The sequence below is a fragment of the Streptomyces sp. NPDC058964 genome, assembly GCF_042741275.1.
In the GTDB taxonomy this organism is placed as follows: Bacteria; Actinomycetota; Actinomycetes; order Streptomycetales; family Streptomycetaceae; genus Streptomyces.
Genome location: NZ_JBHYKH010000107.1, coordinates 1 through 17,151, shown reverse-complemented (window position 1 = coordinate 17,151; position 17,151 = coordinate 1). Strand labels below are relative to the sequence as shown.

Annotated in this window: 10 protein-coding genes; 8 read left to right on the top strand and 2 right to left on the bottom strand. The window is 67.4% G+C overall.

The window, feature by feature from the left end; all coding sequences use genetic code 11:
* The first annotated feature begins 622 nt into the window (after nucleotides 1–622).
* The 4 genes from rplJ to ACFW2E_RS16030 all read left to right on the top strand — a co-directional run bounded on the left by rplJ (nucleotide 623) and on the right by ACFW2E_RS16030 (nucleotide 9,725).
* Nucleotides 623–1,153, top strand: coding sequence for a 50S ribosomal protein L10 (rplJ, locus tag ACFW2E_RS16045; RefSeq protein WP_384466773.1), 531 nt, complete (start codon nucleotides 623–625; stop codon nucleotides 1,151–1,153).
* A 115-nt stretch (nucleotides 1,154–1,268) separates the two neighbouring features.
* Nucleotides 1,269–1,652: a 50S ribosomal protein L7/L12 gene (rplL, locus tag ACFW2E_RS16040; protein ID WP_361115027.1), complete on the top strand. Its 384-nt coding sequence runs from the start codon at nucleotides 1,269–1,271 to the stop codon at nucleotides 1,650–1,652.
* Nucleotides 1,653–2,242: 590 nt separating this feature from the next.
* Complete coding sequence (rpoB, locus tag ACFW2E_RS16035; RefSeq protein WP_384466771.1) at nucleotides 2,243–5,728, top strand: DNA-directed RNA polymerase subunit beta; 3,486 nt, start codon at nucleotides 2,243–2,245, stop codon at nucleotides 5,726–5,728.
* Nucleotides 5,729–5,825: 97 nt separating this feature from the next.
* Nucleotides 5,826–9,725 carry a DNA-directed RNA polymerase subunit beta' gene (locus ACFW2E_RS16030; RefSeq protein WP_384466769.1) on the top strand — a complete coding sequence of 1,300 codons (3,900 nt, stop codon included), beginning with the start codon at nucleotides 5,826–5,828 and terminating at the stop codon, nucleotides 9,723–9,725.
* Between the two features lie 849 nt (nucleotides 9,726–10,574).
* On the opposite strand, the gene ACFW2E_RS16025 is transcribed toward ACFW2E_RS16030, so the two are convergent.
* Nucleotides 10,575–11,402 (bottom strand): hypothetical protein, encoded by an 828-nt coding sequence (locus tag ACFW2E_RS16025; RefSeq protein WP_384466767.1) that lies wholly within the window; start codon nucleotides 11,400–11,402, stop codon nucleotides 10,575–10,577.
* A 206-nt stretch (nucleotides 11,403–11,608) separates the two neighbouring features.
* Nucleotides 11,609–12,316: a Crp/Fnr family transcriptional regulator gene (locus ACFW2E_RS16020; RefSeq protein ID WP_384466765.1), complete on the bottom strand. Its 708-nt coding sequence runs from the start codon at nucleotides 12,314–12,316 to the stop codon at nucleotides 11,609–11,611.
* A gap of 380 nt (nucleotides 12,317–12,696) precedes the next feature.
* On the opposite strand from ACFW2E_RS16020, the gene rpsL reads away from it, so the two are divergent.
* From rpsL to tuf, 4 genes are all read left to right on the top strand, one after another.
* Nucleotides 12,697–13,068, top strand: a complete 372-nt coding sequence (gene rpsL, locus ACFW2E_RS16015) for a 30S ribosomal protein S12 (RefSeq protein WP_003948652.1) — start codon at nucleotides 12,697–12,699, stop codon at nucleotides 13,066–13,068.
* Between the two features lie 2 nt (nucleotides 13,069–13,070).
* On the top strand, nucleotides 13,071–13,541 hold the full coding sequence (rpsG, locus tag ACFW2E_RS16010; RefSeq protein ID WP_009330725.1) for a 30S ribosomal protein S7: 471 nt from the start codon (nucleotides 13,071–13,073) through the stop codon (nucleotides 13,539–13,541).
* Between the two features lie 39 nt (nucleotides 13,542–13,580).
* A complete protein-coding gene (gene fusA, locus ACFW2E_RS16005; protein ID WP_384466763.1) occupies nucleotides 13,581–15,707 on the top strand; it encodes an elongation factor G in 2,127 nt (708 codons plus the stop codon).
* Nucleotides 15,708–15,862: 155 nt separating this feature from the next.
* Nucleotides 15,863–17,056 carry an elongation factor Tu gene (gene tuf / locus ACFW2E_RS16000; RefSeq protein ID WP_020941664.1) on the top strand — a complete coding sequence of 398 codons (1,194 nt, stop codon included), beginning with the start codon at nucleotides 15,863–15,865 and terminating at the stop codon, nucleotides 17,054–17,056.
* The last annotated feature ends 95 nt before the right edge of the window (nucleotides 17,057–17,151 follow it).

Here is a 17,151-nt window from a genome sequence, read left to right as displayed (position 1 = left end):
CGCCGAGGCCGGCCGTCCGGGGGCGCGGCGCCCGCCGCGGCCGTCGCCAGGGCCGTTCGGAAGACCGGCGGTCTCACGTACCTGCGCTACCGGACGACCGACCCGATACCCGACCAGGGCCGGGACCCGGGCCGAGGGGGCGTACGGCGCCGGGGAGAGCCCCCTCAGGGCCCCCGGCCTCGGCGGGGAGCATCCCGGCTGGAACGACATGCGCGGCTCGGCCACCGTCGACGCCGTCCGCGCCTGGTGGGCCCGCCCCGGCCACCGTGCCCGGCAAGTACGCCTGCCGGGGCATACGACGGCACGGCGAGTCCGGTCCGGTCGTCACCTTCCCCGCCCGCGACGAACGGGCGGATTTGCTTCGTTGCGACCTGGTCCCGTACTCTCCTCGAGAAGCCAAAGACCGCTGGTCGTTGCCGTGTGTTCGAAGAAGACACGGTGGCCGAAGGATCCGCTGAAGAGCGGACGACCCGCGCAGGTGACAGTGGAAGTGCTCCCGGAGTTCGCCGCCCCGAGCGTGCGAGCACCCGGTCGAGCTACGCCCCGTGCGCCTGCGCCGGGGCGTTTCGTTTAACTCAGCCCCTTCCGAGCGGTCCATCACCCGGAAGGAGGCCGACGCTCTATGGCAAGGCCCGACAAGGCTGCCGCGGTGGCCGAGCTCGCGGAGCAGTTCCGCAGCTCGAACGCCGCCGTGCTGACCGAGTACCGGGGTCTCACCGTGGCGCAGCTCAAGACGCTGCGTCGTTCGCTCGGTGAGAACGCCCAGTACGCCGTGGTGAAGAACACGCTGACCAAGATTGCGGCCAACGAGGCCGGGATCACGACGCTCGACGACCTGTTCAACGGTCCGACGGCGGTCGCCTTCGTCACCGGTGACCCGGTGGAGTCGGCGAAGGGTCTTCGTGACTTCGCCAAGGACAACCCGAACCTCGTCATCAAGGGCGGTGTCCTTGAAGGCAAGGCGATGTCCGCCGACGAGATCAAGAAGCTTGCGGACCTCGAGTCCCGCGAGGTTCTGCTCGCCAAGCTGGCGGGCGCCTTCAAGGGCAAGCAGACCCAGGCTGCTCAGGTCTTCCAGGCGCTGCCCTCGAAGCTCGTCCGCACCGTGGACGCGCTCCGTGCCAAGCAGGCCGAGCAGGGCGGTGCCGAGTAACTCGGCTCGCGAAATGACCGCCGCCGCCTGAGGCGGAGGTCGTAGCGGGCCGAACGTACGCCCGCCATACATGTACATCCGGCACCAGCCGAAATTAGTGGAAGGATCGCCCACCATGGCGAAGCTCAGCCAGGAAGACCTGCTCGCGCAGTTCGAGGAGATGACCCTCATCGAGCTCTCCGAGTTCGTGAAGGCCTTCGAGGAGAAGTTCGACGTCACCGCCGCCGCCGCGGTCGCCGTTGCCGGCCCGGCCGGTCCGGCCGCCGCCGCCGAGGCCGAGGAGGAGAAGGACGAGTTCGACGTCATCCTCACCGGTGCGGGCGACAAGAAGATCCAGGTCATCAAGGTCGTGCGTGAGCTGACCTCCCTGGGCCTGAAGGAGGCCAAGGACCTCGTGGACGGCGCCCCGAAGCCCGTCCTGGAGAAGGTTGCCAAGGACGCCGCGGAGAAGGCCGCCGAGTCCCTCAAGGGCGCCGGCGCCTCCGTCGAGGTCAAGTGACCTCACGGGTCCGCACGGACTCATCCGCGCGCTGACTACGGCCCCGTAGGGCTGTAACGCGAACGCACCGAAGAGCGATCATCCATCCGGGTGGTCGCTCTTCGGCGTTCCGAGGGTCGGACGACGGCTGCCTTGCACCTGGGGTACCTGGGAGTATGGTGATCTTCGTCGTGCCCTCGAGCGCCCCTGGTGTCCGGCTGCAAGTGACGAGCGCAGCATCCGGTTTGGGCATGGAGGGCCTTGACGAACCGCACGCAGCGCGCAATTCTCAGGACGCGTCGTCACAAGGATCCGAATCCGAGGCATGGATCGACGACGAAGAGGGCAGTATCACCGTGCGTTGAGGGCAATCAGACCGAGGGCGTTGAGAACAACGAGGGTCTCGAAAAACCCGCACTGGACATCAGTGTGCCAAGTGGCTACACTGACCCTTTGCGCTGCCTGTTAGCTGTCCCCTGCCCGTCACCAGGGGCATGCCCTCACTTGAGCACAGACGACCGGACGTTCCCTGACCTGGGACTTCTGTCTCTGTGCACGGGAGAGGGGCCGGTACGCGCGTAGTGAGTCCGAGCCCTCGGAAGGACCCCCTCTTGGCCGCCTCGCGCAATGCCTCGACCGCGAATACGAACAACGGCGCCAGCACCGCCCCGCTGCGCATCTCCTTTGCAAAGATCAAGGAGCCTCTCGAGGTTCCGAACCTGCTCGCGCTGCAGACCGAGAGCTTCGACTGGCTGCTCGGCAACACCGCCTGGCAGAGTCGGGTCGAGGAGGCTCTCGAGAACGGTCAGGACGTCCCCACCAAGTCCGGACTGGAGGAGATCTTCGAGGAGATCTCCCCGATCGAGGACTTCTCGGGATCGATGTCGCTGACCTTCCGCGACCACCGCTTCGAGCCGCCGAAGAACTCCATCGACGAGTGCAAGGAGCGCGACTTCACGTACGCCGCCCCGCTCTTCGTGACGGCCGAGTTCACGAACAACGAGACCGGCGAGATCAAGTCCCAGACGGTCTTCATGGGCGACTTCCCGCTCATGACCAACAAGGGCACGTTCGTGATCAACGGCACCGAGCGTGTCGTGGTGTCGCAGCTGGTCCGTTCGCCCGGTGTCTACTTCGACTCCTCGATCGACAAGACGTCCGACAAGGACATCTTCTCGGCCAAGATCATCCCGTCCCGGGGTGCCTGGCTGGAGATGGAGATCGACAAGCGCGACATGGTCGGTGTCCGCATCGACCGCAAGCGCAAGCAGTCCGTGACCGTCCTCCTGAAGGCGCTCGGCTGGACGACCGAGCAGATCCTCGAGGAGTTCGGCGAGTACGAGTCCATGCGCGCCACCCTGGAGAAGGACCACACCCAGGGCCAGGACGACGCGCTGCTCGACATCTACCGCAAGCTGCGTCCGGGCGAGCCCCCCACGCGTGAGGCCGCGCAGACGCTTCTGGAGAACCTGTACTTCAACCCGAAGCGCTACGACCTCGCCAAGGTCGGCCGCTACAAGGTCAACAAGAAGCTGGGTGCGGACGCTCCGCTCGACGCGGGCATCCTGACCGTCGAGGACGTCATCTCGACGATCAAGTACCTGGTGAAGCTGCACGCGGGCGAGACCGAGACCGCCGGGGACAACGGCGACACGATCGTCGTCGAGACCGACGACATCGACCACTTCGGCAACCGCCGCCTGCGCAGCGTCGGCGAGCTCATCCAGAACCAGGTCCGCACGGGTCTGGCGCGTATGGAGCGCGTCGTGCGCGAGCGCATGACCACGCAGGACGTCGAGGCGATCACGCCGCAGACCCTGATCAACATCCGGCCGGTCGTCGCCTCCATCAAGGAGTTCTTCGGCACCAGCCAGCTGTCCCAGTTCATGGACCAGAACAACCCGCTGTCCGGGCTGACGCACAAGCGTCGTCTGTCCGCGCTCGGCCCGGGTGGTCTCTCCCGTGAGCGGGCCGGCTTCGAGGTCCGTGACGTGCACCCGTCCCACTACGGACGTATGTGCCCGATCGAGACGCCCGAAGGCCCGAACATCGGTCTGATCGGCTCGCTCGCCTCGTACGGCCGGGTCAACGCGTTCGGTTTCGTCGAGACGCCTTACCGCAAGGTCGTCGACGGCCAGGTCACCGACGAGGTGGACTACCTGACCGCCGACGAAGAGGACCGATTCGTCATCGCGCAGGCCAACGCCACGCTCAACGACGAACTGCGCTTCACCGAGAACCGGGTCCTGGTCCGCCGCCGTGGCGGCGAGGTCGACTACGTCGCCGGTGACGACGTGGACTACATGGACGTCTCGCCGCGCCAGATGGTGTCGGTCGCGACCGCCATGATCCCGTTCCTCGAGCACGACGACGCCAACCGTGCCCTCATGGGCGCGAACATGATGCGCCAGGCCGTTCCGCTGATTAAGTCGGAGGCCCCGCTCGTCGGCACCGGCATGGAGTACCGCTCCGCCGTCGACGCCGGTGACGTGGTCAAGGCCGAGAAGGCGGGTGTGGTCCAGGAGGTCTCCGCGGACTACATCACCACCGCCAACGACGACGGCACGTACATCACGTACCGCCTGCACAAGTTCGCCCGGTCCAACCAGGGCACCTCGGTCAACCAGAAGGTCGTCGTCAACGAGGGCGACCGGATCATCGAGGGCCAGGTCCTCGCCGACGGCCCGGCCACCGAGAACGGTGAGATGGCCCTCGGCAAGAACCTGCTCGTGGCGTTCATGCCGTGGGAGGGTCACAACTACGAGGACGCGATCATCCTGTCGCAGCGCCTCGTGCAGGACGACGTCCTCTCCTCGATCCACATCGAGGAGCACGAGGTCGACGCCCGTGACACCAAGCTCGGCCCCGAGGAGATCACCCGGGACATCCCGAACGTCTCCGAGGAGGTCCTCGCCGACCTCGACGAGCGCGGCATCATCCGCATCGGTGCCGAGGTCATCGCCGGCGACATCCTCGTCGGCAAGGTGACCCCGAAGGGTGAGACCGAGCTGACCCCCGAGGAGCGCCTGCTGCGCGCGATCTTCGGTGAGAAGGCCCGTGAGGTCCGTGACACCTCGCTGAAGGTGCCGCACGGCGAGACCGGCAAGGTCATCGGCGTCCGCGTCTTCGACCGCGAGGAGGGCGACGAGCTTCCCCCGGGTGTGAACCAGCTTGTGCGCGTGTACGTGGCGCAGAAGCGCAAGATCACCGACGGTGACAAGCTCGCCGGCCGTCACGGCAACAAGGGTGTCATCTCCAAGATCCTGCCGATCGAGGACATGCCGTTCCTGGAGGACGGCACCCCGGTCGACATCATCCTCAACCCGCTGGGTGTCCCGTCCCGAATGAACCCGGGACAGGTCCTGGAGATCCACCTCGGCTGGCTCGCCAGCCGCGGCTGGGACGTCTCCGGTCTCGCGGACGAGTGGGCGCAGCGCCTCCAGGCGATCGGCGCCGACAAGGTCGCTCCCGGCACCAACGTCGCCACCCCGGTGTTCGACGGTGCGCGCGAGGACGAGCTCGCGGGTCTGCTGCAGCACACCATCCCGAACCGGGACGGCGAGCGCATGGTGCTCCCGACCGGCAAGGCGCGGCTGTTCGACGGCCGTTCGGGTGAGCCGTTCCCGGACCCGATCTCCGTCGGCTACATGTACATCCTGAAGCTGCACCACCTGGTCGACGACAAGCTGCACGCCCGCTCGACCGGTCCGTACTCGATGATCACCCAGCAGCCGCTGGGTGGTAAGGCGCAGTTCGGTGGTCAGCGCTTCGGTGAGATGGAGGTGTGGGCCCTCGAGGCCTACGGCGCCGCGTACGCCCTCCAGGAGCTGCTGACGATCAAGTCCGACGACGTCACCGGCCGCGTGAAGGTCTACGAGGCCATCGTCAAGGGCGAGAACATCCCCGAGCCCGGCATCCCCGAGTCCTTCAAGGTGCTCATCAAGGAGATGCAGTCGCTCTGCCTGAACGTGGAGGTGCTGTCCAGCGACGGTATGTCCATCGAGATGCGTGACACCGACGAGGACGTCTTCCGCGCTGCGGAGGAGCTCGGCATCGACCTGTCCCGGCGCGAGCCGAGCAGCGTCGAAGAGGTCTGACGGGAGTCCGGCGGGGCCTCTCCCGCAGAGGCCCCGCCGATCCCGCGACCCCCGTTTCAGACCACAGACTTACGACCCTGAGAGGGATTGACGCATAGTGCTCGACGTCAACTTCTTCGACGAGCTCCGGATCGGCCTGGCCACCGCGGACGACATCCGTCAGTGGAGCCACGGCGAGGTCAAGAAGCCCGAGACCATCAACTACCGCACCCTCAAGCCCGAGAAGGACGGACTCTTCTGCGAGAAGATCTTCGGTCCGACCCGGGACTGGGAGTGCTACTGCGGCAAGTACAAGCGCGTCCGCTTCAAGGGCATCATCTGCGAGCGCTGTGGCGTCGAGGTCACGCGGGCGAAGGTGCGCCGCGAGCGGATGGGCCACATCGAGCTGGCCGCTCCCGTCACGCACATCTGGTACTTCAAGGGCGTCCCGAGCCGTCTGGGCTACCTGCTCGACCTGGCTCCCAAGGACCTCGAGAAGGTCATCTACTTCGCGGCGTACATGATCACGTACGTCGACGAGGAGCGCCGTACCCGTGACCTGCCCTCCCTGGAGGCGCACGTCTCCGTGGAGCGCCAGCAGGTCGAGAACCGTCGCGACGCCGACCTCGAGGCCCGCGCCAAGAAGCTCGAGGCCGACCTGGCCGAGCTCGAGGCCGAGGGTGCCAAGGCCGACGTGCGCCGCAAGGTGCGCGAGGGTGCCGAGCGTGAGATGAAGCAGCTGCGCGACCGTGCGCAGCGCGAGATCGACCGTCTCGACGAGGTGTGGACCCGCTTCAAGAACCTCAAGGTCCAGGACCTCGAGGGCGACGAGCTGCTCTACCGCGAGCTGCGTGACCGCTTCGGCACGTACTTCGACGGTTCGATGGGCGCCCAGGCCCTGCAGAAGCGCCTGGAGTCCTTCGACCTCGAGGAGGAGGCCGAGAAGCTCCGCGAGATCATCCGTACCGGCAAGGGCCAGAAGAAGACCCGCGCCCTCAAGCGCCTGAAGGTCGTCTCCGCGTTCCTGCAGACGTCCAACAGCCCCAAGGGCATGGTCCTCGACTGCGTGCCGGTCATCCCGCCGGACCTGCGTCCGATGGTGCAGCTGGACGGTGGCCGCTTCGCGACCTCCGACCTGAACGACCTGTACCGCCGTGTGATCAACCGCAACAACCGTCTGAAGCGGCTCCTGGACCTCGGTGCCCCGGAGATCATCGTCAACAACGAGAAGCGCATGCTTCAGGAGGCTGTTGACGCCCTCTTCGACAACGGTCGTCGCGGCCGCCCGGTGACGGGCCCCGGCAACCGCCCGCTGAAGTCCCTCAGCGACATGCTGAAGGGCAAGCAGGGTCGATTCCGTCAGAACCTGCTCGGTAAGCGTGTGGACTACTCCGCGCGTTCCGTGATCGTCGTCGGCCCGCAGCTGAAACTGCACCAGTGCGGTCTGCCCAAGGCCATGGCCCTGGAGCTCTTCAAGCCGTTCGTGATGAAGCGCCTGGTCGACCTGAACCACGCGCAGAACATCAAGAGCGCCAAGCGCATGGTGGAGCGCGGCCGCACGGTCGTGTACGACGTCCTCGAAGAGGTCATCGCCGAGCACCCGGTTCTGCTGAACCGTGCTCCCACCCTGCACCGCCTCGGCATCCAGGCCTTCGAGCCGCAGCTGGTCGAGGGCAAGGCCATCCAGATCCACCCGCTCGTCTGCACCGCGTTCAACGCGGACTTCGACGGTGACCAGATGGCCGTGCACCTGCCGCTGTCCGCGGAGGCGCAGGCCGAGGCCCGCATCCTGATGCTGTCCTCGAACAACATCCTCAAGCCGGCCGACGGCCGTCCGGTGACGATGCCGACCCAGGACATGGTCCTCGGTCTGTTCTTCCTCACCACCGACGGCGAGCTGCGTGACACCAAGGGCGAGGGCCGGTCCTTCGGCTCCACGGCCGAGGCGATCATGGCGTTCGACGCCGGCGAGCTCGCGCTGCAGTCCGCGATCGACATCCGCTTCCCGGTGGGCACCATCCCGCCGCGCGGCTGGACCCCGCCGGCGCAGGAGGAGGGCGAGCCGGAGTGGCAGCAGGGTGACACCTTCCGCCTGCGGACGACCCTGGGCCGCGCGCTCTTCAACGAGCTGCTGCCCGAGGACTACCCGTTCGTCGACTACTCGGTGGGCAAGAAGCAGCTCTCCGAGATCGTCAACGACCTGGCCGAGCGCTACCCCAAGGTCATCGTGGCGGCGACGCTCGACAACCTGAAGGCGGCCGGCTTCTACTGGGCGACCCGTTCCGGTGTCACCGTGGCCATCTCCGACGTCGTCGTTCCCGAGGCGAAGAAGGAGATCGTCCGCGGCTACGAGGCGCAGGACGAGAAGGTCCAGAAGCAGTACGAGCGCGGTCTGATCACCAAGGAAGAGCGCACTCAGGAACTCATCGCGATCTGGACCAAGGCGACCAACGAGGTCGCCGAGGCGATGAACGAGAACTTCCCCAAGACGAACCCCATCTTCATGATGGTTGACTCGGGTGCCCGAGGAAACATGATGCAGATGCGGCAGATCGCCGGTATGCGTGGTCTGGTGTCGAACGCCAAGAACGAGACGATCCCGCGTCCGATCAAGGCGTCCTTCCGTGAGGGTCTGTCCGTGCTGGAGTACTTCATCTCCACGCACGGTGCCCGTAAGGGTCTCGCGGACACCGCTCTGCGTACCGCCGACTCGGGTTACCTCACCCGTCGTCTGGTCGACGTCTCCCAGGACGTCATCATCCGCGAGGAGGACTGCGGCACCGAGCGCGGCCTCAAGCTCCACATCGCGGAGCGTGGCGCGGACGGCGTCCTGCGCAAGGCGGACAACGTCGAGACCAGCGTGTACGCACGTGCGCTCGCCGAGGACATCGTCGTCGACGGCGTGGTGCTGGCCCCGGCCAACACCGACCTGGGCGACGTGCTCATCGACGAGCTGGTCAAGCACGGCATCGAGGAGGTCAAGACCCGTTCGGTCCTGACCTGTGAGTCCGCCGTCGGCACCTGCGCCATGTGCTACGGCCGCTCGCTGGCCACCGGCAAGCTGGTCGACATCGGTGAGGCGGTCGGCATCATCGCCGCCCAGTCCATCGGTGAGCCCGGTACCCAGCTGACGATGCGTACCTTCCACACCGGTGGTGTGGCCGGTGACGACATCACCCAGGGTCTGCCGCGTGTCGTCGAGCTCTTCGAGGCCCGTACCCCGAAGGGTGTCGCCCCGATCTCCGAGGCCCAGGGCCGCGTGCGGATCGAGGAGACCGAGAAGACCAAGAAGATCGTCATCACGCCGGACGACGGCAGCGACGAGACGGCCTACCCGATCTCGAAGCGCGCCCGACTCCTGGTCAGCGAGGGCGAGCACGTCGAGGTGGGCCAGAAGCTCACCGTGGGTGCCACCAACCCGCACGACGTGCTGCGCATCCTGGGCCAGCGTGCCGTCCAGGTCCACCTGGTCGGCGAGGTCCAGAAGGTGTACAACTCGCAGGGTGTGTCGATCCACGACAAGCACATCGAGATCATCATCCGGCAGATGCTCCGCCGCGTGACGATCATCGAGTCCGGCGATGCCGAGCTGCTGCCCGGCGAGCTGGTCGAGCGCTCGAAGTTCGAGACCGAGAACCGTCGTGTGGTCCAGGAGGGTGGTCACCCAGCCTCGGGTCGTCCGCAGCTCATGGGTATCACCAAGGCCTCGCTGGCGACGGAGTCCTGGCTGTCGGCCGCCTCCTTCCAGGAGACGACCCGAGTCCTGACGGACGCGGCGATCAACGCCAAGTCCGACAGCCTCATCGGCCTCAAGGAGAACGTCATCATCGGTAAGCTCATCCCGGCCGGTACGGGTCTGTCCCGCTACCGCAACATCCGGGTCGAGCCGACCGAGGAGGCCAAGGCCGCGATGTACTCGGCCGTCGGTTACGACGACATCGACTACTCGCCGTTCGGCACCGGCTCCGGCCAGGCCGTTCCGCTGGAGGACTACGACTACGGTCCGTACAACCAGTAAGGCGTACGTCCACTGAAGGGCGGTCACCCCACGGGGTGGCCGCCCTTCGGCGTCTCCTCGCGCGCCGTGCTCACAGCCCGGTGCGCAGGTACGGCTCCAGACGTGCCGGCCGGGTGGTGCGGTCGGGGTGCGTGGACAGCCGCCGGGCCCGGTGGATGTGCGGCGGAGCCGCGGGGGAGGAGCGCCGCCGGGCGCGGGCGCCGCGGGCTGACCCGCCGGTGCCGGTGCGCCATACGGCGCCTGCGGCTGCGGTTCCGCCCGGGTACGCCGGTGCCCGCGGCCCCGTGGGCAGCGCGACCGGCCCCGGTGCCGTGCCCGCATCCGGATGATCGAGTCGGTCTCCTGCCGGACCTGCTTGAGGGACTCCGCCTTGTGGTGGTCCTCCGGCTCGTCACGGGCGGGCGAGGTGGCGGCATCTGCGCGGCCGCGTACCGGCCGGTGGCGTGCGGCCCGGAGAGGACCAGGACGCGCTCCTCGCGCAGCCGGGCCGGGGAGCCGGCGAAGACCGGGCCCTCGGCGAACCCGACGCCCAGTGCCTGGAGCCGGGCGCGGGGTGTCTCGCCGGAGGCGTACGCGGCCCCGTGCTCCCGTGGCGGCAGGGGTGCTCGGTCTTGCCGCCCAGGTCGCCGTCGCCGCCGACCCGGCCGCCGAAGACGCCGTGTTGTGCCCCGGCCGACCAGGCTGCCCCCGAAGGAGGCCGCCGGGCCGAGGATGAAGCCCGGGGTGGGGGCGGACAGCTCGCGCTGGCGGCGCGGGCCTCCTGGATGCGCTCGGGGGCTTCCTCGGGTCTGTCGCCGGCGGTTCCCTGCGCGGTGTCCGTGTCCGATGGCGCCGGATCGGGCGGAACCGTCACGCCGCGTCACCCCCGGTCCCGCCGAGATGCACGTCACCCGTGACGTGACCGCCGGAGACGCCGTGCCGGTCGCCGGTGACGATTCCGCCACCGAAGCCGGGCGCGCCGCCGTTGAAGTCGACGACGACACCACCCACGGAGGGAGTGGGAGCCGAGGGCGACGTCCGCCCCGGTGCCGGGCCGTCCCCCGAGGCACCCGGCACCGGGGCTCCCCCCGCCCCCGTCACACAGTGGTCTTCACGCCCGGTCGCCCCGTCCGGCACCGGGCCGTGCAGCCACGCCTTCAGCGGGCCGCTCTCGCTGTCCACGGTCACCTCGTGGAAGTCCGCCGCCGGGATCCCCGCGTGGTCGTGCCGCACGATCCCGACGTGGACGCCCTCCGAGACGCACAGAGCGAAGTCGCCCCGGCGCTCGCGCAGCGCCGCGCGCAGCAGGCCGGCGTCGAGGAGGCGGCAGGCGCGGTCGAGGTCCGAGCCCCTCCAGCCGTGCTCGTCGATGGCGACGTACCCGCAGGCCACGACCCCGCGCAGCCGGATCTGCGCCGAGCCGGACGCCATCCGGTTGACCGCCCGCAGCTGGGCCGGGACCTCGGTGAGCAGGGCCCGCAGCAGCGCCGGCACGGAGGCGTTGGCGTCGATCAGTTCCCTCACACAGTCCCCGCGGTCGGCCCGCAGACGCAGCGTCTCGTCGATGCCCGCGCCGGCCAGGACGCGGTCGGTGATGTCGTAGAGCATCCGCCGCAAGTAGGCCTGCTCGACGTCGTCCCGGTCGCTGTACCGTTCGATGCCGAGCAGAAGGATCGTCCGGCTCACGGGATCGCTCATGGTCGCCTCTCGGGAAGGGGGCCGTCGCCCGGCGAGACGAGAAGAGTGGCGCGTGGAGCGATCCCGGGGAGAGTGCGGATGACGCACTCGGAGTGTGACCGTGTGCACAGAACGCGGGGCGCAGGCCGGCACCGGTCCGCGGGTCCGCCTGCCTTCGGGACTCCGCCTTCTGGACTCCGCCTGCTTTCAGGGCTCAGCCCGCCTTCTCAGGAATCCGCTCGCGCGATCCGCCGCAGCACGTCCATCCGTACGATCCGCAGCGTCCGCCTCCCGGTGACCACCACCCCGCGGTCCCGCAGCTCCTTCAGGAGCCGTTGCACCATCTCCCGGGACGCCCCCACCGACCCCGCCAGCTCCTGCTTGCTGAGCGGGACGAGGAGCTCGACCCCGGTCTCGGTGTAGCGGGCGTTCGTGCGGGCCAGCTCCAGCAGGAGGACGGCCAGGCGCTCCCGCACGTTCATGGAGGCGAACTCCAGTCGCCGCTGGTCGGCTGCGCGCATGCGGTCGGAGGTGAGGCCGAGGAGGGCGTAGGAGACGTCGGGGGAGCGGCCGAGGAAGTCGGTGAAGCGGTCCCGCTCGACGGCGACCGCGCGCACCGGCTCCAGGGCGGTCACGGTGGCCGAGCGCGGGCGTCCGGTGAGCGCGGCGGACTCGCCGACGATGTCGCCGGGTCCGCGCAGCGCGAGCAGCGCCTCGTAGCCGTTGGCGGCGGCCGCGGTCACCTTGGTCCAGCCGTCGATGACGAACAGGACGTACGAGGAGGGCTCGTGCTGGTGGAGCAGGACGTCCCGGGGGCGGAACCCGAGCTCGCGGCCGAGGCCGAGCAGTGTCTCGCGGTCGCCCTTCTCCAGACGTGCCAGGAAGGGCACCCGGTCGTCGAGGCCGGTCCCGTCCGGTAAGTCGGCCGCCGTCATGCGTCCCCCCGTCCTCGTGATCGGCACAGCAACCGCTCAACGTACTGAACCAGTTGTTGTCATGGCCACCGAACCAGTGCGGACCCGCCGACATTCACTGGGAGCCCACAATTGCGCGGGTGACAAATCCGGCGTGTCGGGGCGCGCTCCATTTGTTTTGACCGAAGTCCGTGAGGTAGGTACGCTCAGACCTTGTGCCTGGGGTGTGCCCTGGCTCTCGTGCGTGCCTTCAACCGCATGGCGAGCCGACACCGGCCACCGTAATCTGCGCCCTTTTTCGCCTTGCGGCAAAGGTCCGCGAGATTCGACACACCCGACCGCGTGGGTCGGCGACGTTCCAGGTTAGCTGTACCTATCGGCACACAGAAACCGGAGAAGTAGTGCCTACGATCCAGCAGCTGGTCCGCAAGGGCCGGCAGGACAAGGTCGAGAAGAACAAGACGCCCGCACTCGAGGGTTCGCCCCAGCGTCGTGGCGTCTGCACGCGTGTGTTCACGACCACCCCGAAGAAGCCGAACTCGGCCCTGCGTAAGGTCGCGCGTGTGCGTCTGACCAGCGGGATCGAGGTCACCGCTTACATTCCGGGTGAGGGACACAACCTGCAGGAGCACTCCATCGTGCTCGTGCGCGGCGGCCGTGTGAAGGACCTGCCGGGTGTTCGCTACAAGATCATCCGTGGCTCGCTCGACACCCAGGGTGTCAAGAACCGCAAGCAGGCCCGCAGCCGCTACGGCGCCAAGAAGGAGAAGTAAGAATGCCTCGTAAGGGCCCCGCCCCGAAGCGCCCGGTCATCATCGACCCGGTCTACGGTTCTCCTCTGGTGACCTCCCTGATCAACAAGGTGCTGCTGAACGGCAAGCGCTCCACCGCCGAGCGCATCGTCTACGGCGCCATGGAGGGCCTGCGCGACAAGACCGGCAACGACCCGGTCATCACGCTGAAGCGCGCTCTCGAGAACATCAAGCCGACCCTCGAGGTCAAGTCCCGCCGTGTCGGTGGCGCCACCTACCAGGTCCCGGTCGAGGTCAAGCCCGGCCGTGCCAACACCCTGGCGCTGCGCTGGCTCGTGGGCTACTCCCGCGCCCGTCGCGAGAAGACCATGACCGAGCGTCTGCTCAACGAGCTCCTCGACGCGTCCAACGGCCTTGGCGCCGCTGTGAAGAAGCGCGAGGACACGCACAAGATGGCCGAGTCCAACAAGGCCTTCGCGCACTACCGCTGGTAGTCGCAGTCCACATCGAGACCGAGAGAAGACTGAAGCCTTATGGCTACCACTTCGCTTGACCTGGCCAAGGTGCGCAACATCGGCATCATGGCCCACATCGACGCGGGCAAGACGACCACCACCGAGCGGATCCTGTTCTACACCGGCGTTTCTTACAAGATCGGTGAGGTCCACGACGGCGCTGCCACCATGGACTGGATGGAGCAGGAGCAGGAGCGTGGCATCACGATCACCTCTGCTGCCACCACCTGCCACTGGCCGCTGGAAGACGTCGATCACACCATCAACATCATCGACACGCCGGGCCACGTCGACTTCACCGTCGAGGTGGAGCGTTCCCTGCGCGTGCTCGACGGTGCCGTGACGGTGTTCGACGGCGTCGCCGGCGTTGAGCCCCAGTCCGAGACGGTGTGGCGTCAGGCGGACCGTTACGGCGTTCCGCGTATCTGCTTCGTCAACAAGCTCGACCGGACCGGTGCCGAGTTCCACCGCTGCGTCGACATGATCTCTGACCGCCTGGGCGCTCAGCCGATCGTGATGCAGCTCCCGATCGGTGCCGAGGCCGACTTCAAGGGCGTCGTCGACCTGGTGACGATGAAGGCCCTGGTCTGGTCCGCCGAGGCCACCAAGGGCGAGATGTACGACGTCGTCGACATCCCGGACACGCACACCGAGGCTGCCGAGGAGTACCGCGGCAAGCTGCTCGAGGCCGTGGCCGAGAACGACGAAGAGATCATGGAGCTGTACCTGGAGGGCGCCGAGCCCTCCGTGGAGCAGCTGTACGCCGCGATCCGTCGCATCACCATCGCGTCCGGCAAGTCCAAGGACACCACGGTCACCCCGGTGTTCTGCGGCACCGCGTTCAAGAACAAGGGTGTCCAGCCCCTGCTCGACGCGGTCGTGCGCTACCTCCCCTCCCCCCTGGACGTCGAGGCCATCGAGGGCCACGACGTCAAGGACGCGGAGACGGTCGTCAAGCGCAAGCCGTCCGACGAGGAGCCGCTGTCGGCGCTCGCGTTCAAGATCATGAGCGACCCGCACCTCGGCAAGCTCACCTTCGTCCGGGTCTACTCGGGCCGCCTGGAGTCCGGCACCTCGGTGCTGAACTCCGTCAAGGGCAAGAAGGAGCGCATCGGCAAGATCTACCGCATGCACGCGAACAAGCGTGAGGAGATCGAGTCGGTGGGCGCCGGCGACATCATCGCCGTCATGGGTCTGAAGCAGACCACGACCGGTGAGACGCTGTGCGACGACAAGGCCCCGGTGATCCTGGAGTCCATGGACTTCCCGGCGCCGGTCATCCAGGTCGCCATCGAGCCCAAGTCGAAGGGCGACCAGGAGAAGCTGGGCGTCGCGATCCAGCGCCTGGCCGAGGAGGACCCGTCCTTCCAGGTCCACTCGGACGAGGAGACCGGCCAGACCATCATCGGTGGTATGGGCGAGCTGCACCTCGAGGTGCTGGTCGACCGTATGCGCCGTGAGTTCAAGGTCGAGGCCAACGTCGGCAAGCCGCAGGTCGCGTACCGCGAGACGATCCGCAAGGCCGTCGAGCGCGTCGACTACACGCACAAGAAGCAGACTGGTGGTACCGGCCAGTTCGCCAAGGTGCAGATCGCGATCGAGCCCATCGAGGGCGGCGACGCCTCGTACGAGTTCGTGAACAAGGTGACCGGTGGCCGTATCCCGAAGGAGTACATCCCTTCGGTGGACGCCGGTGCTCAGGAGGCCATGCAGTTCGGCATCCTCGCGGGCTACGAGATGACCGGCGTGCGCGTCACGCTGATCGACGGTGGCTACCACGAGGTCGACTCCTCCGAGCTCGCCTTCAAGATCGCCGGTTCGCAGGCCTTCAAGGAGGCCGCGCGCAAGGCCAGCCCCGTGCTGCTCGAGCCGATGATGGCCGTCGAGGTCACCACGCCCGAGGACTACATGGGTGAGGTCATCGGCGACATCAACTCCCGCCGTGGTCAGATCCAGGCCATGGAGGAGCGGGCTGGTGCCCGCGTCGTGAAGGGCCTCGTGCCCCTGTCGGAGATGTTCGGCTACGTCGGCGACCTCCGCAGCAAGACGTCGGGTCGCGCAAGCTACTCGATGCAGTTCGACTCCTACGCCGAGGTTCCGCGGAACGTCGCCGAGGAGATCATCGCGAAGGCCAAGGGCGAGTAACGCACCGCGTTCACACGCTTTAGGCTTGACTCCGGAGCCTCAAGGGGCAAACAGCCGCAAACACGGATGTTTGCCCCGGGTTCCGGGCTTTCCAGCAAAGATCACCTGGCGCCGATGAAGTAAGGCGTACAGAACCACTCCACAGGAGGACCCCAGTGGCGAAGGCGAAGTTCGAGCGGACTAAGCCGCACGTCAACATCGGCACCATCGGTCACATCGACCACGGTAAGACGACCCTCACGGCCGCCATTACCAAGGTGCTGCACGACGCGTTCCCGGACCTGAACGAGGCCTCGGCGTTCGACCAGATCGACAAGGCTCCTGAGGAGCGCCAGCGCGGTATCACCATCTCCATCGCGCACGTCGAGTACCAGACGGAGACCCGTCACTACGCCCACGTCGACTGCCCCGGTCACGCGGACTACATCAAGAACATGATCACCGGTGCTGCCCAGATGGACGGCGCCATCCTCGTGGTCGCCGCCACCGACGGCCCGATGCCGCAGACCAAGGAGCACGTGCTCCTGGCCCGCCAGGTCGGCGTTCCGTACATCGTCGTCGCCCTGAACAAGGCCGACATGGTGGACGACGAGGAGATCCTGGAGCTCGTCGAGCTCGAGGTCCGTGAGCTCCTCTCCGAGTACGAGTTCCCGGGCGACGACCTGCCGGTCGTCCGCGTCTCCGCGCTCAAGGCCCTCGAGGGCGACAAGGAGTGGGGCCAGTCCGTCCTCAACCTGATGCAGGCTGTGGACGAGAACATCCCCGAGCCCGAGCGTGACGTCGACAAGCCGTTCCTGATGCCGATCGAGGACGTCTTCACGATCACCGGTCGTGGCACCGTCGTCACCGGTCGTATCGAGCGTGGTGTCCTCAAGGTCAACGAGACCGTCGACATCATCGGCATCAAGACCGAGAAGACCACCACCACGGTCACCGGCATCGAGATGTTCCGCAAGCTGCTCGACGAGGGCCAGGCCGGTGAGAACGTCGGTCTGCTGCTCCGTGGCATCAAGCGCGAGGACGTCGAGCGCGGTCAGGTCATCATCAAGCCGGGCTCGGTCACCCCGCACACCGAGTTCGAGGCGCAGGCCTACATCCTCTCCAAGGACGAGGGTGGCCGCCACACGCCGTTCTTCAACAACTACCGTCCGCAGTTCTACTTCCGTACGACGGACGTGACCGGCGTCGTGACCCTCCCCGAGGGCACCGAGATGGTCATGCCGGGTGACAACACCGAGATGAAGGTGGAGCTCATCCAGCCCGTCGCCATGGAAGAGGGCCTGAAGTTCGCCATCCGTGAGGGTGGCCGGACCGTGGGCGCCGGCCAGGTCACCAAGATCAACAAGTGATCTTGAACTGACCCGGCCCGGTCTCTGACCTGGTAGCTGTCGGAGAGGCCGGGGGGCGCGCGGGGGGGGCGGGGGGCGGGGCGGGGGTGGCCACG